Genomic DNA, 21,427 nt, shown 5'->3' on the forward strand with positions numbered 1-21,427 from the left:
GTCACGGGTGGGCCTCCCCCAGCGTCTGCGCCTTGGCCAGCGCCTCGAGTTGTCTGGTGGTCAGCTTGCGCGACGCGCCACGCGAGAAATGGCGCTCCAGGTAGTACTGACCGACCATGAGGACGCTGGTGATCGCGAGGTACCACGTGGCGGCGACCAGCAGCAGGGGAACGGGTTCGAAGTTGCGGGCCGCGATCTCGCGCGATGTGATGCCGTACAGGTCCAGCGTGAAGGGCACCGCCGTCACCAGCGACGTGGTCTTCAACATGCTGATCACTTCGTTGCCGGTGGGCGGGATGATCACTCGCATCGCCTGCGGAAGCACCGTGCGTCGCATGGTCATCCCCCACGACATCCCGAGTGCCGTCGAGGCCTCAGCCTGGCCTTCGGGCACGGAACTGATTCCGGCGCGGATGATCTCGGCCATGTACGCTGCCTCGTTGAGCGCCAGCCCGAGAATCGCGAGCAGGAACGGGATCGACAGCGACTGCAGGTTCAACTCGAACAGCGCCGGCCCGAACGGCACCCCGAGTCGGATGTTCTGGTATATCGTGGGCAACAGCCCCCAGAACACCAGCTGCACATACACCGGGGTGCCGCGGAAGATCCAGAGATACACCCACGCAACCGCTTTCAGTACCGGATTCGGTGACAGCCGCATCACTGCGAGCAGCACGCCGAGCCCGATCGCGAGCACCATCGAATAGATGGTCAGTTGCAGCGTGTTGAGTACACCGACTTTGAGCACCCGTTCGTTGAACAGGTACTCCCAGTACGTCGCCCACCGGTAGGACTCGTTGGTCGCCGCGCCGTAGAGGAACAGGACGGCCACGATGACGATGACGACCGCCGCCACCCACCGCCACGGATGGCGCAGAGGAACCGCATCGATCGCGGCAGGGGCAGTGGGTGACGACGTGTCGACATCGCTCATGGGTGGGCCTTTATGAGACCGCGCCGTTGACGACGGGCTTGTCGATCATCCCGTTCTCGACGCCCCAGTTGGCGGCGATTTCCTTGTAGGTTCCGCTCTCGATGAGATGCTCGAGCGCCTTCTGCAGGGACTGTGCGAGCGCCGAGCCCTTCTGCACCGGCCAGCCGTACGGCGCCGAGTCGAAGATCTCGCCGGCGGGTTCGATCTTGCCGTTGCTCTGCTTGATCGCGTACGACGTCACCGGGGAATCGGCAGACATCCCGTCGACCTGGCCGAGCACTACCGCGTTGGTGGCGGCGTCCTGCCCGTCGAACGGGACGATCTCGATCGGCGGTTTGCCCGCGTCGGTGCACGCCTTGGTTTTCGCCGGAAGCTCCTCCACCTCCTGGGTCGTGGTGGCCTGCACGGCGACCTTCTTGCCGCACGCGTTGTTCGGATCGATCGGCGCGTCGGGGCGCTGGGCCCACAGCGTTCCCGCGTTGAAGTAGGTGACGAAATCGACTGACTCCTCACGCTCTTTGGTGTCGGTGAACGACGACATCCCGACGTTGTAGGTGCCGCCCTGGATCGACGGGATGATCTTGGCGAAATCCGACTCGCGGTATTCGGGCGTCAGACCCAGCGTGGCCGCGATCGCGTTCATCAAATCGACGTCGAAGCCTACGATCTTGCCGCTGGTGTCCTTGAACTCGTTGGGCGGGTACGGGATGTTGACACCGACGATGAGCTTTCCGGACGACTTGATGGACTCGGGAACGGTATTGGCGATCTCGTCGACCTTCTCCGCCGACACGGGCGGGGGCTGGCTCGTGGCCCCGTCGTCGCCGCCGCCTCCCTCGCCGCTGGCACATCCGGACATCGCGAGCGCGCCGGCCGTCGCGAACACGACTGCAAAACGCCAGAATCTGCCCCGAGGGTTGTGACAGTCACCTAACACGGATGCCCCTAACTTCTTGCGTCGTGGAACCGGTGCGAGGAACAGTAGTAGAGAGCTCACCCGGCGGCAGGGGAACCAAACCTGCGCCTCTCTCGGGTCTGACGACAATGGTCGAATCGATATCGAAATGCGACGGTCATGTCCGTTCGGCTATGCCACACTTCGGCAATGGATAGAGCAATGGAAAGCCCCGCACCGCCCAGCCTGCTGGGGCATCTCTGGAAAACCACTCTGGTCTCGGGACTCCTTGCAGTGGCACTCGGCGTGCTCATCTGGCTGTGGCCGGGTAAGACCATCGTCGTCGCGGCGATCTTCTTCGGGGCCTACCTGCTGGTCGCCGGTATCGCCCAGGTGATCTTCGCGTTCAGCCTGCACGTCTCGGCCGGTGGTCGGGTGCTGCTGTTCATCTCCGGCGCCGCGGCGCTGATCCTTGCCGTGCTGTGCTTCCGCAGCTTGCAGGAGTCCATCCTGCTGCTCGCGATCTGGATCGGCATCGGCTTCATCTTCCGCGGCGTGGCGACGGCGGTGTCGGCGATCAGCGACCCGACGCTTCCCGGCCGCGCATGGGAGATCTTCGTCGGCGTGATCAGCCTCATCGCGGGCGTGGTCATGCTGGCCCTGCCGTTCGAATCGCTCGCGATCCTGACCGTGGTGGCCGGCATTTCGCTGATCGTGATCGGCGTCTTCGAGATCGTGTCCGCGTTCGGTATCCGGAAGGCGTCCAAGAACCTCGGGCGCGTCGGTTCGGCGGCCCCGCCTGCGGCGGAAGAGCCGGTGAGCTAACGCACACTGACTTCTACTACGTCCCGTCGTAGGCTGATGCCACAGCCACGGAAGAGGGGTCGATGGACGCGCTAGATGTGTCACGGTGGCAATTCGGGATCACCACCGTCTACCACTTCATCTTTGTTCCGCTGACCATCGGCCTGGCGCCGCTGATCGCCGCCATGCAGACGGCGTGGATGATCACCGACAACACCGCTTGGTACCGCCTGACCCGCTTTTTCGGCAAGCTGTTCCTGATCAACTTCGCTCTCGGCGTGGCCACCGGGGTGGTGCAGGAGTTCCAGTTCGGCATGAACTGGAGCGAGTATTCGCGGTTCGTCGGCGACATCTTCGGCGCCCCGTTGGCATTCGAGGGACTCGTCGCCTTCTTCGTCGAGTCCACCTTCATCGGGCTGTGGATCTTCGGCTGGGGCCGGTTGCCCCGCTGGCTACATCTGGCCTGCATCTGGATGGTCGCGCTCGCGGCGAACGCGTCGGCGTACTTCATCATCGCCGCGAACTCGTTCATGCAGCATCCGGTCGGCGCGGAGTTCAATCCGGAGACCGGGCGGGCCGAACTGAACAACTTCGCTGCGCTGCTGACGAACAACACCGCGATCTGGGCTTATCTGCACGTGATAGTGGCATCGTTCCTGACCGCCGGCACGTTCGTCGCCGGGGTGTGTGCCTGGTTGATGGTGCGATCGCACCGCAAGCCCGACGAGGCGACACTGGCGTCAAGCATGTATCGCCCTGCCACCATCGCCAGCTGCCTGGTCGTGTTGGCGTCCTCGGTCGGACTGTTCTTCACCGGTGACGTGCAGGGCAAGCTGATGTTCTACCAGCAGCCGATGAAGATGGCCTCCGCAGAATCGTTGTGCCACACCGAAACCGATCCCAGGTTCTCGATCCTGACCGTCGGCACGCAAAACAACTGCGACAGCATCACTCAGGTCATCGACGTACCGTACGTGCTGCCGTTCCTCGCGGAGGGCACGTTCAGCGGCGTCACCCTCGAAGGGGTCGAGGATCTGCAGCGGCAGTACGAAGAGCGGTTCGGGCCCGGCAACTACCGACCCAATTTGTTCGTCACCTACTGGTCTTTCCGGGCCATGATCGGGCTGATGCTGGTTCCGGTCGCCTTCGCGCTCGTCGCGCTGTGGCTGACCCGGCGCGGCCGGATACCCACCCAGCGCTGGTTCGGCCGGTTCGGGATCGCCGCCATACCCACTCCGTTCCTGGCCAGTTCGGCGGGCTGGATCTTCACCGAGATGGGTCGGCAGCCGTGGGTGGTGGTACCCGCACCGGACGGCGACGACTTGGTCAGATTGACGGTGCAGGAAGGGGTTTCGGGCCACGCGGCCGGCATGGTGCTGTTCTCGCTCGCGGTGTTCACGCTGGTATACGGTGTGCTGGCGGTTATCTGGTTCTGGCTGATGCGTCGCTACGTGGTCCAGGGCCCGCAGGAGCACGACTCCGAACCGGCGCCGCCGACACCGCCGCACGACGACGACGTCGCCCCGCTCTCCTTCGCCTACTGAGAGGAATTCCGGTGGGATTACAAGAGTTGTGGTTCGTCCTGATCGCCGCACTGTTCCTCGGGTTCCTGGTGCTGGAAGGCTTCGACTTCGGCGTCGGAATGCTGATGGCCCCGTTCGGGGCGGTCACAGAGGGCGATTCGGAACAGCGCCGCCGAGCCGCGTTGAACACCATCGGGCCGGTGTGGGACGCCAACGAGGTATGGCTGATCACCGCGGGCGCTTCGATGTTCGCGGCCTTCCCGAACTGGTATGCGTCGGTGTTCTCGGCGCTGTATCTGCCGTTGCTGGCCATCCTGTTCGGGATGATTTTGCGGATCGTTGGCATCGAATGGCGCGGCAAGATCGACGACGAGCGGTGGCGCAACTGGGCCGACGCCGGCATCGCGATCGGCTCCTGGCTTCCGGCTGTGCTATGGGGGGTGGCGTTCGCCATCCTGTTGCGCGGTCTGCCCGTGGACGCCGAGGGACAGGTGCACCTGTCGATCGGCGATGTGATCAATGCCTACTCGCTGCTGGGCGGCCTGGCGACCGCCTCCCTGTTCGCTTTCTACGGCGCGGTGTTCATCTCGCTCAAGACGGCAGGTCCGGTGCGCGACGACGCGTTCCGGTTCGCGAAGTGGCTGTCGCTGCCGGTGATCGTGTTGGCGGGCGGCTTCGGGCTCTGGACCCAACTCAGCTATGGCACCGACTGGACCTGGCTGGCGCTGGGTATCGCGGTGGTCGCGTTGCTGGTCGCCGTCGGGCTGATGTGGGCGCGGCGTCGCGAGGGGTGGGCGTTCTTCAGCACCTTGCTGGTCGTCGCCGCGGTCACCGTGCTGATCTTCGGTTCGATGTATCCGAACCTACTGCCCTCGACGCTGAATCCGGACTGGAGCGTGACCATCTACAACGGTTCGTCAACGCCGTACACGCTGAAGATCATGTCGTGGGCAGCGCTCACGATTCTTCCTCTGGTGCTGGTCTATCAGGGGTGGACGTACTGGGTGTTCCGTAAGCGCATCACCGCCGACGCGATACCCGCTTCCGTCGGCCTGTCGAGGCGTTCGTCCTGAACCTTTGGCGCGCCTCCCCGCCGATGCGACGCTATCTGGTCGCATCGGTGATCTGCGGCGTGGCCATCGCCGCCGCCACGATCGCGGCGGCGGTGGTGCTGGCCCAGATCGTCGCCGGGATCGTCACCGATCCCGACACGCGCCATCTCGGGCACTGGGCAGGTTCGCTTGCACTTGTGCTGGCGCTGTGGGCAATCCGCACCCTGGCGCACTGGTACCAGGGTCGGCTCGCATCGACCGGTGCAACCCAGGTCATCGCTGACCTGGGAGGCCAGGTGCTGCACGCGGTCACCGCGCTGCCGCCGCGACTGATAGCGGTCGAACGCGGCAGCGCGGCGGCGTTGATCACCCGTGGACTGGACGGGTTACGGCCGTTCCTCACCGCCTATCTGCCCGCGGTGTTCCTGGCGGGCATCCTGACCCCGGCGGCGGTGCTGGTGATCGCCGCCGTCGACTGGCGCTCGGCGCTCATCGTGCTGGTCGCGCTGCCGCTCATCCCGGTGTTCATGGTGCTGATCGGCTTGCTGACCAAGGAACGTTCCGAGGCCGCGCTGGCCGCGATGACCACACTGCAGTCGCGGCTGCTCGACCTGGTGGCCGGGATCCCGACGCTGCGGGCGTTGGGACGAGTCGAGGGTTCGGCCGCCCGTATCGCCGAACTGGCTGCCGCACATCGGCGTTCGGCGATGGCGACGTTGCGGATCGCCTTCCTTTCCGCACTGGTGCTCGAACTCCTGGCCACGTTGGGCGTCGCGCTGGTGGCGGTCGGCGTCGGGCTGCGCCTGGTCTTCGGCGAGATGACACTGAGCGCAGGGCTGACCGCACTGCTGCTCGCGCCGGAGGTGTTCTGGCCGCTGCGCCGCGTAGGGGTGGAGTTCCATGCCGCCCAGGACGGCAGAACCGCAGCCGACGCCGCGCTCCGGCTCATCGACACGCTGCCACGGCCGCGCCCGGGAACCGGGACCGTCCGGGCTGAGGGCGCCACCATCCGCCTCGGGGCGCTCGACGCGGATGTGGAGCCGGGTCGGGTGACCGTGCTGACCGGCTCCAACGGTGCCGGCAAGACCACGCTGCTGCACACGATGCTCGGACTGCATCAGGGACAGGTTTCGGTCGACGGAATCGATGTCGGCGACCTCGACCTGCCGGCGTGGTGGCGCCAGGTCTCGTGGCTGCCGCACCGTCCGGTGCTGGTTCCGGGCAGCGTGCGTCACAACCTCGAGCTGTTCGGCCCCCTGCCTGATCTCGACGCTGCCTGCCGGGCAACAGGTTTCGACGAAGTGCTCGCGACACTCCCGGACGGTCTGGACACCGTGCTCGGTCGCGACGGCACAGGGTTGTCGCTTGGCCAGCGTCAGCGCCTCGGGCTGGCGCGGACGCTGGGCTCGGCGGCGCCGGTGCTGCTTCTCGATGAACCGACGTCACACCTCGACGCGGCAATGGAAGCGCGCGTCCTCGACGCGATCGTCGGGCGGGCGCGCGCCGGCGCCACCGTGCTGGTCGTCGGCCACCGCGATCCGGTGTGCGCGATCGGCGATCGGGTTCTCTCGCTGGGGAATCTGGTCGATGCGTGAGCTGCTGAGGCCTCGACTGGGGCGATTGTCGCTCGCAGTCCTGCTGGGTGTGCTGTCGCTGGGCAGCGCGCTGGCGCTGGCCGCGGTCTCGGCATGGCTGATCACCAGGGCGTGGCAGATGCCACCGGTTCTGGACCTCACCGTCGCGGTGGTGGCGGTTCGTGCGCTCGGCATTTCCCGTGGGGTGCTGGGGTACTGCCAACGGCTGGCATCGCACGACACCGCGCTGCGTTCGGCGGCCGACACCCGCGAAACGCTGTATCGCCGGCTGGCCGAAGCGCCTGCCGACACCGCAATGCGGATGCCGAGCGGCGAGCTGGTCGCCCGGATCGGCGCGTCGGTCGACGACCTCGCCGACGTGGTGGTGCGTGCGGTGCTGCCGATCGCCGTGGCGGCCCTGCTCGCAGCGGCCGCGGTTGTCGGGATCGGCGTCATCTCCGTCGAGGCGGCGGTCGTCCTGGCCCTTTGCCTGTTGATCGCGGGCGTCGTCGCACCATCGGTGGCCGCTCACGCCGCTGCGGCAACTGAAGCCGTTGCCGTCCAACATCATTCGGGTCGAGACGTGGCGGTGATGCTCGCCCTCGAGCATGCGCCGGAGCTCCGCGTCAGCGGCCGCCTCGACGCGGTCATCGCCGAGGCCGACCGAAGACAGCGCGACTGGGGCCGGGCGACGGACCGGGCGACCGCCCCCGCCGCGGTGGCCGCCGCGGCCTCGACGGCGGCGATCGGCGTCAGCGTATTCGGCGCCGTGGTGGCGGCGATCGCGATCGCCGACTCGGTCGCACCGACGACCCTTGCGATCCTGATGCTGTTGCCACTGTCGGCGTTCGAAGCGACCGCTGCCCTGCCGGCGGCCGCCGTGCAGCTCACCAGGTCTCGCATCGCCGCCCGCCGGCTCGCCGAACTCACCGCGCCGATCGACTCGCCACGAAACCGGCCGCCGGCTCCCGACGTCACACTCGCCGCCGGCGACCGGCTCGCAATCCTGGGCCCCAGCGGGTCGGGCAAGACCACGCTGTTGTTGTCGATCGCCGAAACCCGGCCGACTGCAGTCTTTTTCGCAGAAGACGCCCATCTGTTCGCCACCACGGTACGGGACAACATGTTGGTGGCCCGCGGCGATGCCAACGATGACGAGATCCGAATCACGCTGCGGCGCGTCGGTCTTGGCGACTGGCTCGACGCGCTGCCGGACGGGTTGTCGACAGTGCTGGCCGGCGGGGCGGCCGCCGTATCCGCCGGGCAGCGCAGGCGACTCCTGTTGGCGCGCGCCCTACTCTGCCCGGCGGCGACGGTGCTGCTCGATGAACCGACCGAACACCTCGACGCCGCCGACGGCAGCCAGATCCTGACCGAACTGCTCACGCCCGGCGGCCTTTTCCCCGCCGACCGCACGGTCGTCGTCGCCACCCATCATCTGCCGGCTCGGCTTGAGTGTCCTACCCTCATTCTCGCTGCTCGCGGAGTAACCTCCTCCGCATGAGCGAACCGGACCAGCCCGAGACGCCGTCGCAAACACCTCCGTCTCCCCCACCGCCGCAGCAGCCCCCACCGCCGCAGCAGCCGCAGTACGGGGCCTACCCGGGCAGCTATCCCCCGCCGCCACCGCCCGGTTACGCGTACCCGCCGCCGCCAACCGCTCCCAAGAACGGCATCGGCATCGCGGCCCTGGTGGTCGCGATCATCGCGCTGCTGTCCGCGTTCGGCGGCGTCGTGCTCGGCGTCGTCGCGGTGATCCTTGGCTTCATCGGCTGGCGCAGGGCCAAGCGTGGCGAAGCCACCAACGGCGGCGTCGCCATGGCCGGCATCGTGCTCGGCTTTTTGAGCATCATCGAAGCGATCGTGGTCATCTGGCTGGTCGTCTGGGGTTTCAACGAGGCGGGCGGCACCGATTACATCGACTGCATATCGCGCGCGGGCAATGACCGAGACGCCAGGGAGCAGTGCGCCGACGAATTCCAGCAACGCGTCGAGGACCAGTTCTCGGTCACCCTGACACCGATCCCCTAGTCAGCGGGACGGGGCGGGAAGTACTTGACAATCCCTTCCTGCACCACGGTGGCGATCGGCAGGCCGGAACGGTCGAAGAAGTGCCCGACGCCCAGGCCGCGGGAGTCGGCGGCCACCGGTGAGGCCGTGGAGTACAGCAGCCAGTCGTCGAAGCGCACGGGGCGGTGGAACCAGACCGAATGGTTGGCGGTGACCGCGAAGATCCGGTCGTAGCCCCACGACAGGCCGTGCGTAGTGATGATCGAGTCGAGGACCGTGGTGTCCGACGAGTAGACCAGCGCGGCCGCGTGCAACACCGGGTCCTCCGGCATCGGTCCCAGCGCCGTCATCCAGACCCGGTTGTGCGTGAGCTTGTCTCCCTTGTCGCGCATCACCCAGCTCGGATCGTTCGTGTAGCGCCAGTCGATCGGGCGCAGCGCGTTGACGAAATGCGGGACGACATCCTCATAACCGCGCAGCAGCTCGTCCACCGGCGGTACCGACTGCGGATCAGGCAGGTCCGGCGGCGTGATGCCGTGCTCCAGGCTGTGGCCGCCGGACAGGAAAGACACCATCGCGGTGGTCAGCAGCTGACCGTCCTGCATCACGTCGACACGACGGTTGGCGAAGCGACGCTCGTCGCGCAGCCGCACGACGTGGAACTCGAGATCCTTCTTCGGGTCGCCACCGGCGATGAAATGAGCCGACAGCGCGCTCGGCGGCGTCGGATGCTTGAGGCTGCGGCTGGCCGCCACGAACGACTGGGCCATCATCTGGCCGCCGAAGGTGCGCACCGGGTTCCTGCTGGGATGCGAGCCGACGTAGATGTCGTCGTCGGTCTGGCGGAGGTGAAGTATCGCGAGCAGCTCGTCGAAGTCCGCTGACCCTGACACTCCGATCCTCCCGTTAAACGTCGTCCTCCCCGATCCGGTGCACATGGATCAGATTCGTGGAGCCTACTGTGCCCGGTGGGATGCCGGCGATGACGACCACCAGGTCGCCGCGCCGGTAACGGCCGAGTTCCAACAGGCACTTGTCGACCTGACGGATCATCCCGTCCGTGGTTTGGATGTGCGGCACGATGAATGTCTCGGTGCCCCAGCTCAGCGCCAGCTGGCTGCGCACCTCCGGCAGCGCGGTGAACGCCAGCAGCGGCAGCGGCGTGTGCAACCGCGCCACCCTGCGCACCGTGTCACCCGACTGGGTGTAGGCCACCAACGCCTTGGCGTCGAGGCGCTCACCGATATCGCGGGCGGCGTATGAGATGACGCCACGCTTCGTGCGGGGCACATGCGTCAGTGGCGGCGCCGCCACCGAATTCTCCTCGACCGCCTCGATGATGCGGGCCATCGTCTTGACGGTTTCGAGCGGATACTTGCCGACGGACGTCTCGCCGGACAGCATCACCGCATCGGTGCCGTCGAGGATCGCGTTGGCGACGTCGGATGCCTCAGCCCGAGTGGGTCGGGAGCTATCGATCATCGACTCCAGCATCTGAGTGGCGACGATGACGGGTTTGGCGTTCTCCCTTGCCATTTGGATCGCACGCTTCTGTACCAGAGGGACTTCCTCCAGCGGCAGCTCCACGCCGAGGTCGCCGCGGGCGACCATGATGGCGTCGAAAGCCAGCACGACGGCCTCGAGGTTGTCTATGGCTTCGGGCTTTTCGAGCTTGGCGATGACGGGCACGCGCCGGCCAAGGCGATCCATCACCTCGTGCACGAGTTCGATGTCGGCGGGTGAGCGCACGAACGACAGTGCGACGAAGTCCACCCCGAGACGCAGGGCGAACTCGAGGTCGTCGACATCCTTGTCGGAAAGCGCCGGAGCGGACACGTTCATCCCGGGCAGCGACATGCCCTTGTTGTTGCTGACCGGTCCGCCCTCGGTGACCGTGCAGATGACGTCGTTGCCGTCGATTCTCTCGACGACCAAGCCGACGTTGCCGTCGTCGACAAGTACCCGGTCACCGGCGGTGGCGTCCTGGGCCAGGCGCTTATAAGTGGTGGACACCCGATCCGGAGTGCCCTCGACGTCATCGACGGTGATGCGCACCGTCTCTCCGGCGGCCCAGAAGGTGGGTCCGTCCTTGAATCGGCCAAGCCGGATTTTGGGGCCTTGGAGGTCGGCGAGGATGCCGACCGCGTGGCCGGTGGCGTCCGATGCCGCCCGGACACGTTTGTAATTGGCTTCGTGGTCGGCGTAATCGCCATGGCTGAAGTTGAGGCGAGCGACGTCCATTCCCGCCACGACCAGCGCACGGACAGCGTCATCGGTCGCGGTGGCCGGACCGAGGGTGCAGACGATCTTTCCGCGTCTATTCACGACACTCGAGCATAGTCGTTATCGATTCAGACGACGGCCAGCGAAAACGCACCTGGGGACATCGCAGCGGGCAGATCCGACTCCCCGCCAATCTCCATCGGCTCGCCGACCGGGGCGACGACGCGACGACCGCTCGCGACCACATTCGGCCTTCACCTCGGCGATCTCGAGCGCCCTCCGGGGGCCTCGCTCGTCACCGATGAACCGCTGTACCGCAAGAGCCGCAGCACTATCGGCCACGTCGCACCCACTTCGGTCTCGGTGTCGAATCACGTTCCGTCCGCGCGCATCTGAGCCAGCCGCTGATTCAGCGTCGCCTTTTCCAGCCGGTATTCGGAGATGCCGTAGCGCACGCGGTCGTCGGGTTCGTAGATGGTGAGCTCGTGACCTGCCGGCCCCGGGACTGCACCCAACCCCGCACTCGTATCGGCGCGGCGCGGGCTCACCCGTCGAGAATCGTGGGAACCAGCGGGAATCCAGGGAGGTTGCGCACCACCGTCCAGGTCAAGGCCGAGGCGATGATCACGATGACGACCGGTGTGTTCATCAACGGTTTATGTTGTCGCCACCGAACAAGAAGCCATGTCAGCAATAGCGGAAGCCCGATGAGCAGGTACACATTGTCGACCACAGCGGCGGCGAGGTCGCCATGCAGCAGGTCGTGCGTCATTCGCAGGCCACCGCAGGCGGGGCAGTTCAGTCCGGTGACTGCCTTGAAGGGGCAAGCAAGGAAAACGGAGGCCGGGCGGTGCGGGTCGGCGATGCCGATGTAGGCCAATGCGCCAGCCAGCAGAGCGCCGGTGCCGAGCGCACCGTACAGCTGTCTGCGGTTCGTACCCGTGCTAGGTGCCATCACGCAGAGGGCGCCCCATAGGATCGCGGACCTTATCGGTGAGCAGCAGTATGGCGTCGATGATGCCCCAGATGATGGCACCGACGCCGCAGGTGATCAGGCCGACGACCAGTTGGGCGACACCGAGGCCCGTGTAGCCGAGGTAGATACGACCGATACCGACCAGGCCGAAAATACCGAGCAGCTGCAGTAGACCCGCGATCACTTTCGACTTGTCCGAGTACGGCTCACCCGTCAAGGGATGACGACCATAGGGGGCCATCGGATCGGCATAGGCGGGTGGATAGCTTCCTGGCGGCGGACCGTACTCGCCGCGCGGAGGCGGGTATTGCGGCTGGTAATCCGACTGCTGTGGGGGCGGTGGAGGGGCGCTGCCCTGCTCACTACCGCCGAACTGCGGCTCAGTCATGGCACCCAGCATGCCAGACACGTGTAGGCCGGGTAAGTAGGACGATCCAGCCCTTTCGCACGTAGGGACGACCACGGTCCAACGGCGCCGTCGCCCGGGAACGAATCTAGTTGCCGGCCTATGTATTTGCCGCGTTCGGTCCGGGTTTGCTGCAGTCGGACGGCTCTAGAAAGGCGGCGGTTCGTAGTTGGCGGCCAGCCAGGCTTGACGCTGGCGCTCTTCTTCAGCGATCAGTTCGGCGCGCTGACGGCGTTCGGCCTTGATCCGGTCGCGAAGATCGTCCTCTCGGGTCTGTTTACGGCGAGGCATCATCACGGACCGGTCGACGCTGCCGTCGGGTGCGATATCGGCCGGGATATCGAGTTCACCCGTCGACTGCCCGAGCGCCGGGAACATGCCTGCGCCATGAGGCTCGCTTCGCCACAGGTGCCCGGTTGGTGCGATCAACTCGACCGTGCCGTCAGGCAATTGTCTATCGGTCCAACCACCGACTCCACAGAAGAAGGTCTTGACCAAATGATGAGTACGGCAATAATGCTTGGTGTTGGACGGATGTGTTTTCCCTTGCGGCCACGGCGTCGTGTGGTCGACGTCGCAGCGCTCCGCCGGTTTGTCGCATCCGGGCCACCGGCACGTCAAATCCCGCCACTGCAAGAAGTCCCGCAATGCCGCGCGCGGCCGGTAGGCGGCTTCAGCCTCGGCGTTTGCGTCTGGCAGCGTTACCGGTTTCACTATCGCGTTCTTCGCCAACTTCCTAACCGAATCGGCGGGCAGCACTCCGAAACCCTTCAAGTAGCCGGGCTTGTCACTGGTTCCATCGAGGGTGCCCAGTTCGGCCAGCACGTGGATTACCGCTGTCGCGACAGCCGCACGCTCCGCGGTCGCCGGGCAGTCGTCCAGCCCGCATTCGCAGGGCAGGGTGGCCTCGCCGCGAGCCAGCGGTCCACATGCGTCAGCACGACGCTGCCCTACAGTGCGCGGATCGTTCTCGCACACGGTGGCGGCTAGAGCATTAAGCCGGTCGTCGAGTGCCGCACCGTCAGTGGCGCGCAGATTGCCCGAGAGCCATGCCATACCCGGAGCGCCCGGATCGATATCGATATGGCGGTTGTTCTCGACTTTTCTCGGAATCCGCACCGCTTCCGGGTCGAAACGCGTGACGAACATGTCCACGCGGTCAACCAGTTTGGGACCCGAGAGCTTCATCCACTTCTCGGACTTGGCGGCCAATGCCTCGTCTAGTCCAACCATGATGTCGGCTTCGACGTTCTGCGTGCGAGACATGATGGTGGCCACCACCCGGTAATCGATCCACCCACGTCGAAACACTTCCGCCACCCGGGGAAGCCGCTCGCGCAATGCCTTTGCCACCCGAACCTGACCGAGGGCCCGGGCATGGCTGATGTTCTGTACCGGTGATATCTCTGCCGCCACGGCAACGGGAACGTCGGTGAAGAAGAACTTCGCCTCCTCGTACTCCCTGGCCCGCCGGGCGTAGAGTTCAGCGACCAGTGCCAACCTGCGCCCCATCGCCGCGGACTCCTCCCGAGCCTCCTCACCCATGAGGGTGAGGAGGTCTGCGGTCGAGGCGTCGTCGAACATATTTTCGACTCTACTTGCCTCCACCGACAAATCGCGGTGGCCCCGGTGACTACTCTTGTAGCGGTCTAGCGATTCCGGCGACGGCGCAACCACTTGCGCACGCGGCCACCGTCCCCATCAGCGGGCTCCGCAGGTGTCCGGGCTGGTTCAGCCTCGGCATCTTCGACCTCCGTGGCTTCAGCGGGCTCCGCGGCCGAGGCTTCCGCAGCTGTGTCGGCCAACTCGCCGGCCGCGATCTCGCCCTCAACCGCGGACTCGTGCGCCTCAGCCGCATCCACATCGCCGGCGTCCGCATCGGCACTCTCTTCGTCGCCCTGGACGTCCACGTCAGTGACTTCGGCCGCCTCGTCAGTTGACTCCGCGCCCGCAGTTGCGTCGGCCATCGCTTCGGCTTCGTCGGCCAATGCCTCGGCTAGTGCGTCATTCTCATCCGCATCCACAAGCGCGTCGCTGGCTTCCTCATCCTCGACAGCACTGACATCACCGGCGTCCGCCTCGCCGCTCTCTTCGTCGCCCTGGACGTCCACGTCGGCGACTTCGGCCGCCAACTCCTCGGCCACGGCCTCGCCCTCAACCGCGGACTCGTGCGCCTCGGCCGCATCGACCAGCGCGTCGCTGGCCTCCTCACCCTCGACGGCACCCACCCCGCCGACGTCCGCGGCCCCACCCGCCTCGGCGAACTCCTCCGCCTCAACGATCTCCTCCGCCGGCGCCTCAGCCACATCCGCGGCCAACGATTCGGCCTCAGCGACCGCCTCGCTCACTCCGGACGCTTCAGGCGCAACCTCGTCGGCGGGTTCTTCGCCCTCTAGGGTTTCGTCGAACACCGCAGCCGGTTCCGCCTCGCCCTTGTCCCTTCGCCGACGCTTCGGCCACATCCTCAGTCGCCTCGGCCTCACCGGCTGCTCAGCTGCCGTCCCTGCGGCCGCCTCGTCGGCCAACTCCTCGGCCACGGCCTCGCCCTCAACCGCGGACTGGTGCGCCTCGACCGCATCGACCAGCGCGTCGCTGGCCTCCTCACCCTCGACGGCACCCACCCCGCCGACGTCCGCGGCCCCACCCGCCTCGGCGAACTCCTCCGCCTCAACGATCTCCTCCGCCGGCGCCTCAGCCACATCCTCGGCCAACGATTCGGCCTCAGCGACCGCCTCGACCTCTGCCGCCGGCTCAGCCTGCGACTCCTCGTCGCCCTCTGCGGCGAATTCCTCGGCCTCCTCGAGGCTGTCCGCGGGCACACCTGCTACATCGGCGCCAAGCTCCTCCGCCGACACTTCCTCGGCCGGGATCTCCTCGCCTTCCGCAACATCGGCGTGGAGCGCCTCGGCCTCCACCGTTGGTTCCGATTCCTCGTCTTCGGCAGCCGCGGCCTTGGCTGCCGCCACCACACCCGTCGTCGCAGTGGCCGCCGCCAGTCCCTCGGTGAGCTCTTCGACCGTCGACGATTCCTGCTGAGCCTTGCCCTTGAGCGTTGCGGGATCCTCGCGGCCCTTCGGTGCGGCCATTATGTATACGACAGCCCCGATGAACACGAACGTCGCCGTGAACGAGTTGATGCGGACGCCGTCGATCAGCGTTGCGTCATCGACCCGCAGCAGCTCGATCCAGAACCGACCGAGGCAGTAGGCCGCGACATATAAGGCGAACAATCGCCCGTGACCGAACTTGAATCGCCGGTCGACGTAAATGAGAATTGCGAAAACCAGTAGATTCCAGAGCAGTTCGTACAGGAACGTCGGATGGACAAGATGTACGACTTCGCCGGTCGATACACCGTTGAGGTTGTCGATCATGCCGGCGGAGTCCCGGCGCTCGTAGATCTTCAGCGCCCAGGGCAGCTTCGTCTCGGCGCCGTACAGCTCCTGGTTGAAGTAGTTACCTATTCGGCCGATTCCCTGCGCCAGAATGATTCCCGGCGCAATCGCGTCGCCGAACGCCGGCAGCGGAATGCCCCGACGACGACAGGCAATCCACGCCCCGACGCCGCCAAGAGCGACCGCACCCCATATGCCGAGACCGCCGTCCCAGATCCGAAACACGCCGGCCAGGCCGGCACCGTTGTCGCCGAAATACCGCCACCAGTCGGTGATCACGTGGTAGAGCCGGCCACCGATCAACCCGAATGGCACCGCCCACAACGCGATGTCGTAGATGACTCCGCGCTCGCCGCCACGGGCTTCCCACCGCCGGTCACCGATGATCAACGCCGCCACGATGCCGGCGATGATGCACAACGCGTATGCCCGAATGGGCACCGACCCGATATGCCAGACACCCTGGGCTGGGCTTGGAATGGCGGCCAATACAGTCGTCGTCACGCGGTAATCCTCTGCCTGACACCGTCCGCGAGCTCAGCGGCCAGCGCGCCCACCGCGTCGACACCGTTCTGCAACGCCGACACCAACGCCGATCCCACGATGACCCCGTCGGCGTAGGCGCCGATCTCGGCAGCCTGGGCACCCGACCGCACCCCCAGCCCGACGCCCACCGGGATATCCGAGACGGCCTTCACCCGGCGCACCAGTTCAGGCGCGGCCGACGACACCGCATCGCGCGCACCGGTCACTCCCATCGTCGAAGCGGCATAGACGAATCCGCGCGACGCCCGCACGGTCATCGCCAGCCGTTCGGGCGTCGACGACGGTGCCACGAGGAAGATTCGGTCCAGGTTGTGGGCCTCCGACGCTTCCAGCCATTCGCCGGCTTCGTCGGGTATCAAATCGGGGGTGATCATCCCGAGCCCACCGGCCGATGCCAAATCCCGCGCGAAAGCATCTATGCCCCAGTGTAATACGAGGTTCCAGTACGTCATCACCACCGCTCGCCCACCGGCACCGCTGATCGCCTCGACCGCCGCCAGTGAATCGCGCACTCGCACTCCCCCACGCAGCGCCGCTTCGGTGGCAGCCGCGATCGTGGGCCCGTCCATCCCCGGGTCCGAGTATGGAATGCCTACCTCCACCAGGTCGCACCCGTTCTCGATCAGCGCCGTCATCGCCGAGATCGACGTCGGCACATCGGGGAATCCGGTCGGCAGGTAGCCGATCAACGCACTGCGCGCCTCGCTTCTGCAGGCGTCGAACACCGGCGTCAGCCGACTCATGGCGCACCGTCCAGCAACCCGAACCACTTCGCCGCCGTCTCGACGTCCTTGTCGCCGCGTCCGGACAGGTTCACCAGCACGATCGACCCGCGGCCGAGTTCGCGGCCCAGTTGCAGAGCCCCGGCGAGACCGTGCGCGGACTCGATCGCCGGGATGATCCCCTCGGTCCGGCAGAGCAACGAGAACGCGTCCATCGCCTCGGTGTCGGTGATCGGAAGATACTCCGCGCGGCCGATGTCCTTGAGGAACGCGTGCTCCGGGCCGACTCCCGGGTAATCCAAACCGGCTGAGATCGAATGCGATTCGATCGCCTGACCATCCTCGTCCTGCAATAGGTACGAGAACGAGCCCTGAAACGCCCCCGGTGAACCCCCGGTGAATGTCGCTGCGTGACGGCCTGTTTCGACACCATCGCCGGCTGCCTCGTAACCCACCAGCCGTACGTTGAGGTCGTCGATGAACGCATGGAAGATCCCGATCGCATTCGACCCTCCGCCGACGCACGCAGTCACCGCGTCCGGCAACCGGCCCGCCTGCGCCTGGATCTGCGCACGTGCCTCCAACCCGATCACCCGCTGAAAGTCACGCACCATTGTCGGGAACGGGTGGGGTCCAGCGGCGGTGCCGAAGCAGTAATAGGTGTTGTCGGCGTTGGTCACCCAATCTCGGAAGGCCTCGTTGATGGCGTCCTTCAGCGTCTTCGAGCCGGCCTCCACCGACACCACCGTCGCACCGAGCAATCGCATGCGCGCCACATTCAGCGCCTGCCGAGCGGTGTCGACGGCACCCATGTAGATGACGCACTCCAGGCCGAGCAGCGCACACGCCGTAGCGGTCGCCACGCCGTGCTGGCCCGCGCCCGTCTCCGCAATCACCCGCGTCTTGCCCATCTGCCTGGCCAACAGCGCCTGGCCGAGCACGTTGTTGATCTTGTGGGATCCGGTGTGGTTGAGGTCTTCTCGTTTCAGAAAGAGGCGAGCGCCACCGGCGTGCTCCGACAGTCGTTCGGCTTCGTACAGCGGTGACGGGCGGCCGCTGTAGTGCCGCTGCAACCGGTCCAACTCGTCGAGGAAGGCCTGATCGCCGCGGGCCTTCTCGTATGCGGCGGTGACTTCCTCGATCACGGCCATCAGCGCCTCGGCGACGAATCTGCCGCCGTAGACCCCGAAGTGACCACGCTCGTCCGGGTCGTGGGCGCTCGGCTCGGCCACGGCCGCGCTGGAACGGGGCAGCTCAGGCCCGGCGAGATCGGCCACTTCTCAACGCGCGGGTTTCGGGCACGACGGATGGGTGCCTGCGGTCACCAGGTCGGCGACGGCGGTGCGGGGATCCCCGCTGGTGACCAGACCCTCGCCGACGAGCACCGCGTCGGCGCCTGCACCTGCGTACGCCAGCAGATCTGCGGTACCGCGCACCCCGGACTCGGCGACGCGGATGACGTCGGTCGGCAAACCCGGCGCGATCCGCGCGAAGCAATCCCGATCGACCTTCAACGTCTTGAGATCGCGTGCGTTCACCCCGATTACCGCGGCGCCCGCAGACAGCGCGCGGTCGGCCTCCTCCTCGGTGTGCACCTCCACCAGCGCTGTCATGCCCAGCGACTCGGTCCGCTCCAGCAAGGACTCCAGCACCGGTTGCTCCAATGCCGCGACGATCAGCAGCAGCATGTCCGCACCGTGCGCCCTGGCCTCGTGAATCTGGTAGGGCCGGACAATGAAATCCTTGCGCAACACCGGGATTGACACCACGGCCCGCACCGCATCGAGATCCTCGAGCGACCCGCTGAATCGGCGTTGTTCGGTCAGCACGCTGATGATGCGCGCACCACCGCTCTCGTAGGCGCTGGCCAGTTCCGCTGGGTCCGCGATGGGGGCCAGCGTGCCGCGCGATGGGCTCGCACGCTTCACTTCGGCGATCACGGCGATGCCCGGCGCGCGCAGTGCCGCCAGCACATTCAGCGGGGGCGGCGCGTCCTTGGCTCTGGCCTTGACGTCGGCGAGCGGAACGACGGCTTCGCGGGCGGCGACATCGGCGCGGACTCCCTCGATGATCGAGTCGAGCACCGTCGCCGAACTCATGAGTGCCGCTTCCCTTCCCCGGACAACGTCGAACGATCTTCAACAACGAAGGGTAGCCGCCACCGGAACATCCCGGATCACCGGCCCTTGTTGTCCGGTTTCGTGGCGTCTTGCGTCGGATCGGAGCCCGTGTCGAGGGCGTCCCAGATCGCGCGCTCGGACATCTGGGCAGCGGGTTCGTCAGGCTGTTTTGCGACTCGTCGCGAGTACCGCTCCGTACCGGAGCGCTCGCCGCCGGCGGCCCTCATCAACAGCACCGCACAAGCGAGCGCAACCACCGCCGCGGCCACCGTGATCACCGCGCCGACGTAGTGCCGCTGGCTCCCGATCAGGTCCGCCACGGGCGCCTCGGCGAGGTGTGAGGCGCGGACCGCCACGTCCACGATCACCCACAGGCTGATCGCCAGGTAGGCGGTCCCGGCGCTGGCCGCCGCGACCAGCAACGCCAGTATCCGCAGCGGCCACCCGCGCACCGCCAACGCGGCCACCGCGGCGGCCAACAACAGCATCGCCAGCGGCACCAATGCGGTCGACCACGTACCGCCTGTCAGGACTACCGCCTTCGGCTGTCCGAGGCCGTCGAACGAGGTCACCTCGACCCAGGTCATCCGCGAGGCCGCCCACAACCCCGCCGCCGCGAGGACAAGACCGATTTGCGCGACCCTGATCACGGCTCGGTCAACGTTTCGGCGGCGGCGACCGCGTTGAGCACCGCACGGGCCTTGTTCGCGGCTTCGGTGTACTCGTAGAGCCCGTCGGAGTCGGCGACGACGCCGCCGCCCGCCTGTACATAGGCGGTGCCGTCACGCATCAGCGCAGTGCGGATCGCGATCGCGAAATCGGCGTTGCCTGCGAAGTCGAGGTATCCCAGCACCCCGCCGTACAGGCCGCGGCGGGTCTTCTCGACCTCCTCGATGAGTTCCATCGCCCGCACCTTCGGAGCACCCGACAACGTGCCCGCGGGGAAACAGGCGGTCACCGCGTCGAGCGCACTCTTGCCCTCGGCCAACAGCCCGGTCACCGTCGACACCAGGTGCATGACGTGGCTGTAGCGCTCGATGTGGCTGTAGTCCTCGACGCGCACGGTGCCGGGCCGGCAGACCCGGCCCAGGTCGTTGCGGCCCAGGTCGACGAGCATCAGGTGCTCGGCGCGTTCCTTCTCGTCGGCCTGCAACTCCTTTTCCAGCAGCAGATCCTCCTCGTCGGTCGCGCCGCGCCACCGCGTGCCCGCGATCGGATGTGTGGTCGCCCGGCCGTCCTTGACCGTGACCAATGCTTCCGGGCTGGATCCGACGACCGAGAAGTCCGCTCCCCCTGCGGCGTTCGGCACGTTGAGCAGATACATGTACGGGCTCGGGTTGGTCACCCGCAGCATCCGGTACACATCAAGCGGATCGGCGTCGGTGTCCATCTCGAAGCGCTGCGACGGCACCACCTGGAAGGCCTCACCGGCCTCGATGTCGCCCACCAGCTTTTCGACGATGCCCTCGTACTCCTCAACCGAGCGCTGAGCGCGGTGCAGCGGGTCGGGTCTGCTGAACGTCGCGACCGAGGACGGCAGGTGCTCACCGAGCGCCGCGGTCATGACGTCGAGGCGCGCGACGGCGTCGTCGTACGCCCAATCCACCCGCTCGTCGGTGCCGTTCCAGTTCACCGCATTGGCGATCAGAGTGATCGTGCCCTCGTGGTGGTCGACCGCGGCGATGTCGGTGGCCAGCAGCAACAGCATGTCCGGCAGGCCGAGATCGTCGACGGTCCGCGACGGCAGCTTCTCCAGGCGTCGCACCATGTCGTAGGCGAAGAAGCCGACGAGCCCGCTCGACAGCGGCGGCAGACCCGGCAGCGGTTCGGTCTTGAGCAGTTCCAGCGTCGCGCGCAGCGCCGCCAGCGGATCACCGCCCTGCGGCGCGTCGCGCGGCGTCGTGCCCAGCCACACCGCCTCGCCGTCGCGGACGGTCAGCGCCGACGGGGCACCGGCGCCGATGAACGACCACCGCGACCACGACCGGCCGTTCTCGGCCGACTCCAGCAGGAACGTCCCGGGCCGATTGGCGGCCAGCTTGCGGTACGCCGACAGCGGGGTCTCGCTGTCGGCAAGCACCTTGCGGGTCACCGGCACCACACGGTGCCCGACGGCCAGCGCCCGGAAGTCCTCGCGCGAGGTGGTTTGCACGCGTCAAGTCTCCCAGACGCACCCCGGCGGGCAGGACGACGCAGCCGTCAGCGGGTTCGCCGTCGGATTGGCAGACCTTGAAACCGACGCAATGG

At 66.7% G+C, this 21,427-nt stretch carries 20 protein-coding genes; 6 read left to right on the forward strand and 14 right to left on the reverse strand.

All coding sequences use genetic code 11. The features are described 5' to 3' along the window. Position 1: 1 nt before the first annotated feature. Both QGN32_RS00545 and QGN32_RS00550 read right to left on the reverse strand, forming a co-directional pair. Positions 2 to 934, reverse strand: a complete 933-nt coding sequence (locus QGN32_RS00545; RefSeq protein WP_326546756.1) for an amino acid ABC transporter permease — start codon at positions 932 to 934, stop codon at positions 2 to 4. A gap of 10 nt (positions 935 to 944) precedes the next feature. After that, positions 945 to 1,793, reverse strand: coding sequence for an ABC transporter substrate-binding protein (locus QGN32_RS00550; RefSeq protein ID WP_326548865.1), 849 nt, complete (start codon positions 1,791 to 1,793; stop codon positions 945 to 947). 258 nt (positions 1,794 to 2,051) lie between these two features. Here QGN32_RS00550 and QGN32_RS00555 point away from each other — a divergent pair, with 258 nt between their 5' ends. The 6 genes from QGN32_RS00555 (at position 2,052) to QGN32_RS00580 (ending at position 8,813) form a co-directional block, all read left to right on the forward strand. After that, positions 2,052 to 2,654: an HdeD family acid-resistance protein gene (locus QGN32_RS00555; protein WP_326548866.1), complete on the forward strand. Its 603-nt coding sequence runs from the start codon at positions 2,052 to 2,054 to the stop codon at positions 2,652 to 2,654. A 62-nt stretch (positions 2,655 to 2,716) separates the two neighbouring features. Further along, positions 2,717 to 4,177 carry a cytochrome ubiquinol oxidase subunit I gene (locus tag QGN32_RS00560; protein WP_326546757.1) on the forward strand — a complete coding sequence of 487 codons (1,461 nt, stop codon included), beginning with the start codon at positions 2,717 to 2,719 and terminating at the stop codon, positions 4,175 to 4,177. Between the two features lie 11 nt (positions 4,178 to 4,188). Beyond that, a complete protein-coding gene (gene cydB / locus QGN32_RS00565; protein ID WP_326546758.1) occupies positions 4,189 to 5,229 on the forward strand; it encodes a cytochrome d ubiquinol oxidase subunit II in 1,041 nt (346 codons plus the stop codon). Positions 5,230 to 5,252: 23 nt separating this feature from the next. Beyond that, the gene (cydD, locus tag QGN32_RS00570; protein ID WP_326546759.1) at positions 5,253 to 6,803 is read left to right on the forward strand and encodes a thiol reductant ABC exporter subunit CydD; all 1,551 of its coding nucleotides are present in this window, start codon (positions 5,253 to 5,255) and stop codon (positions 6,801 to 6,803) included. Beyond that, entirely contained in the window at positions 6,796 to 8,286 is a 1,491-nt protein-coding gene (locus QGN32_RS00575; protein ID WP_326546760.1) for an ATP-binding cassette domain-containing protein, read from the forward strand. Before cydD ends, QGN32_RS00575 begins: the two co-directional genes overlap by 8 nt. Continuing rightward, positions 8,283 to 8,813: a DUF4190 domain-containing protein gene (locus QGN32_RS00580; RefSeq protein WP_326546761.1), complete on the forward strand. Its 531-nt coding sequence runs from the start codon at positions 8,283 to 8,285 to the stop codon at positions 8,811 to 8,813. The genes QGN32_RS00575 and QGN32_RS00580 overlap by 4 nt, the downstream gene beginning before the upstream one ends. Here the strand turns inward: QGN32_RS00580 and QGN32_RS00585 are convergent. The 12 genes from QGN32_RS00585 to QGN32_RS00640 form a co-directional block, all read right to left on the reverse strand. Then, positions 8,810 to 9,685 carry an acyl-CoA thioesterase II gene (locus QGN32_RS00585; RefSeq protein ID WP_326546762.1) on the reverse strand — a complete coding sequence of 292 codons (876 nt, stop codon included), beginning with the start codon at positions 9,683 to 9,685 and terminating at the stop codon, positions 8,810 to 8,812. The two genes, QGN32_RS00580 and QGN32_RS00585, sit on opposite strands and share 4 nt — an antisense overlap. Positions 9,686 to 9,698: 13 nt before the next feature. Next, entirely contained in the window at positions 9,699 to 11,117 is a 1,419-nt protein-coding gene (pyk, locus tag QGN32_RS00590; protein WP_326546763.1) for a pyruvate kinase, read from the reverse strand. Between the two features lie 269 nt (positions 11,118 to 11,386). Continuing rightward, entirely contained in the window at positions 11,387 to 11,563 is a 177-nt protein-coding gene (locus QGN32_RS00595; RefSeq protein ID WP_326549248.1) for a hypothetical protein, read from the reverse strand. Then, entirely contained in the window at positions 11,560 to 11,970 is a 411-nt protein-coding gene (locus QGN32_RS00600) for a DUF2752 domain-containing protein (RefSeq protein ID WP_326546764.1), read from the reverse strand. Before QGN32_RS00600 ends, QGN32_RS00595 begins: the two co-directional genes overlap by 4 nt. After that, positions 11,960 to 12,379: a TM2 domain-containing protein gene (locus QGN32_RS00605; protein ID WP_326546765.1), complete on the reverse strand. Its 420-nt coding sequence runs from the start codon at positions 12,377 to 12,379 to the stop codon at positions 11,960 to 11,962. The genes QGN32_RS00600 and QGN32_RS00605 overlap by 11 nt, the downstream gene beginning before the upstream one ends. 165 nt (positions 12,380 to 12,544) lie before the next feature. Further along, the gene (locus QGN32_RS00610) at positions 12,545 to 13,981 is read right to left on the reverse strand and encodes an HNH endonuclease signature motif containing protein (protein WP_326546766.1); all 1,437 of its coding nucleotides are present in this window, start codon (positions 13,979 to 13,981) and stop codon (positions 12,545 to 12,547) included. A gap of 65 nt (positions 13,982 to 14,046) precedes the next feature. Continuing rightward, positions 14,047 to 16,296, reverse strand: coding sequence for a prolipoprotein diacylglyceryl transferase (gene lgt / locus QGN32_RS00615; protein WP_326546767.1), 2,250 nt, complete (start codon positions 16,294 to 16,296; stop codon positions 14,047 to 14,049). Further along, complete coding sequence (gene trpA, locus QGN32_RS00620) at positions 16,293 to 17,081, reverse strand: tryptophan synthase subunit alpha (RefSeq protein WP_326546768.1); 789 nt, start codon at positions 17,079 to 17,081, stop codon at positions 16,293 to 16,295. Before trpA ends, lgt begins: the two co-directional genes overlap by 4 nt. Continuing rightward, complete coding sequence (trpB, locus tag QGN32_RS00625) at positions 17,078 to 18,337, reverse strand: tryptophan synthase subunit beta (RefSeq protein ID WP_326546769.1); 1,260 nt, start codon at positions 18,335 to 18,337, stop codon at positions 17,078 to 17,080. Before trpB ends, trpA begins: the two co-directional genes overlap by 4 nt. A gap of 3 nt (positions 18,338 to 18,340) precedes the next feature. Beyond that, positions 18,341 to 19,159 (reverse strand): indole-3-glycerol phosphate synthase TrpC, encoded by an 819-nt coding sequence (gene trpC / locus QGN32_RS00630; protein ID WP_326546770.1) that lies wholly within the window; start codon positions 19,157 to 19,159, stop codon positions 18,341 to 18,343. Between the two features lie 77 nt (positions 19,160 to 19,236). After that, the gene (locus QGN32_RS00635; RefSeq protein ID WP_326546771.1) at positions 19,237 to 19,830 is read right to left on the reverse strand and encodes a TIGR02234 family membrane protein; all 594 of its coding nucleotides are present in this window, start codon (positions 19,828 to 19,830) and stop codon (positions 19,237 to 19,239) included. Further along, positions 19,827 to 21,332 (reverse strand): anthranilate synthase component I, encoded by a 1,506-nt coding sequence (locus QGN32_RS00640; RefSeq protein WP_326546772.1) that lies wholly within the window; start codon positions 21,330 to 21,332, stop codon positions 19,827 to 19,829. Before QGN32_RS00640 ends, QGN32_RS00635 begins: the two co-directional genes overlap by 4 nt. Positions 21,333 to 21,427 lie beyond the last annotated feature (95 nt).

The sequence above is a fragment of the Mycolicibacterium sp. ND9-15 genome, from assembly GCF_035918395.1.
Classification (GTDB): domain Bacteria; phylum Actinomycetota; class Actinomycetes; order Mycobacteriales; family Mycobacteriaceae; genus Mycobacterium.

What these genes read in the sequence shown, in the direction of transcription:
- QGN32_RS00545 (WP_326546756.1), bottom strand. Translation starts at nt 934, where the DNA reads ATGAGCGATGTCGACACGTCGTCACCCACTGCCCCTGCCGCGATCGAT.
- QGN32_RS00550 (WP_326548865.1), bottom strand. Translation starts at nt 1,793, where the DNA reads ATGTCCGGATGTGCCAGCGGCGAGGGAGGCGGCGGCGACGACGGGGCC.
- QGN32_RS00555 (WP_326548866.1), top strand. Translation starts at nt 2,052, where the DNA reads ATGGAAAGCCCCGCACCGCCCAGCCTGCTGGGGCATCTCTGGAAAACC.
- QGN32_RS00560 (WP_326546757.1), top strand. Translation starts at nt 2,717, where the DNA reads ATGGACGCGCTAGATGTGTCACGGTGGCAATTCGGGATCACCACCGTC.
- cydD (WP_326546759.1), top strand. Translation starts at nt 5,253, where the DNA reads ATGCGACGCTATCTGGTCGCATCGGTGATCTGCGGCGTGGCCATCGCC.
- QGN32_RS00575 (WP_326546760.1), top strand. Translation starts at nt 6,796, where the DNA reads ATGCGTGAGCTGCTGAGGCCTCGACTGGGGCGATTGTCGCTCGCAGTC.
- QGN32_RS00580 (WP_326546761.1), top strand. Translation starts at nt 8,283, where the DNA reads ATGAGCGAACCGGACCAGCCCGAGACGCCGTCGCAAACACCTCCGTCT.
- QGN32_RS00600 (WP_326546764.1), bottom strand. Translation starts at nt 11,970, where the DNA reads ATGGCACCTAGCACGGGTACGAACCGCAGACAGCTGTACGGTGCGCTC.
- QGN32_RS00605 (WP_326546765.1), bottom strand. Translation starts at nt 12,379, where the DNA reads ATGACTGAGCCGCAGTTCGGCGGTAGTGAGCAGGGCAGCGCCCCTCCA.
- QGN32_RS00610 (WP_326546766.1), bottom strand. Translation starts at nt 13,981, where the DNA reads ATGTTCGACGACGCCTCGACCGCAGACCTCCTCACCCTCATGGGTGAG.
- trpA (WP_326546768.1), bottom strand. Translation starts at nt 17,081, where the DNA reads ATGAGTCGGCTGACGCCGGTGTTCGACGCCTGCAGAAGCGAGGCGCGC.
- trpC (WP_326546770.1), bottom strand. Translation starts at nt 19,159, where the DNA reads ATGAGTTCGGCGACGGTGCTCGACTCGATCATCGAGGGAGTCCGCGCC.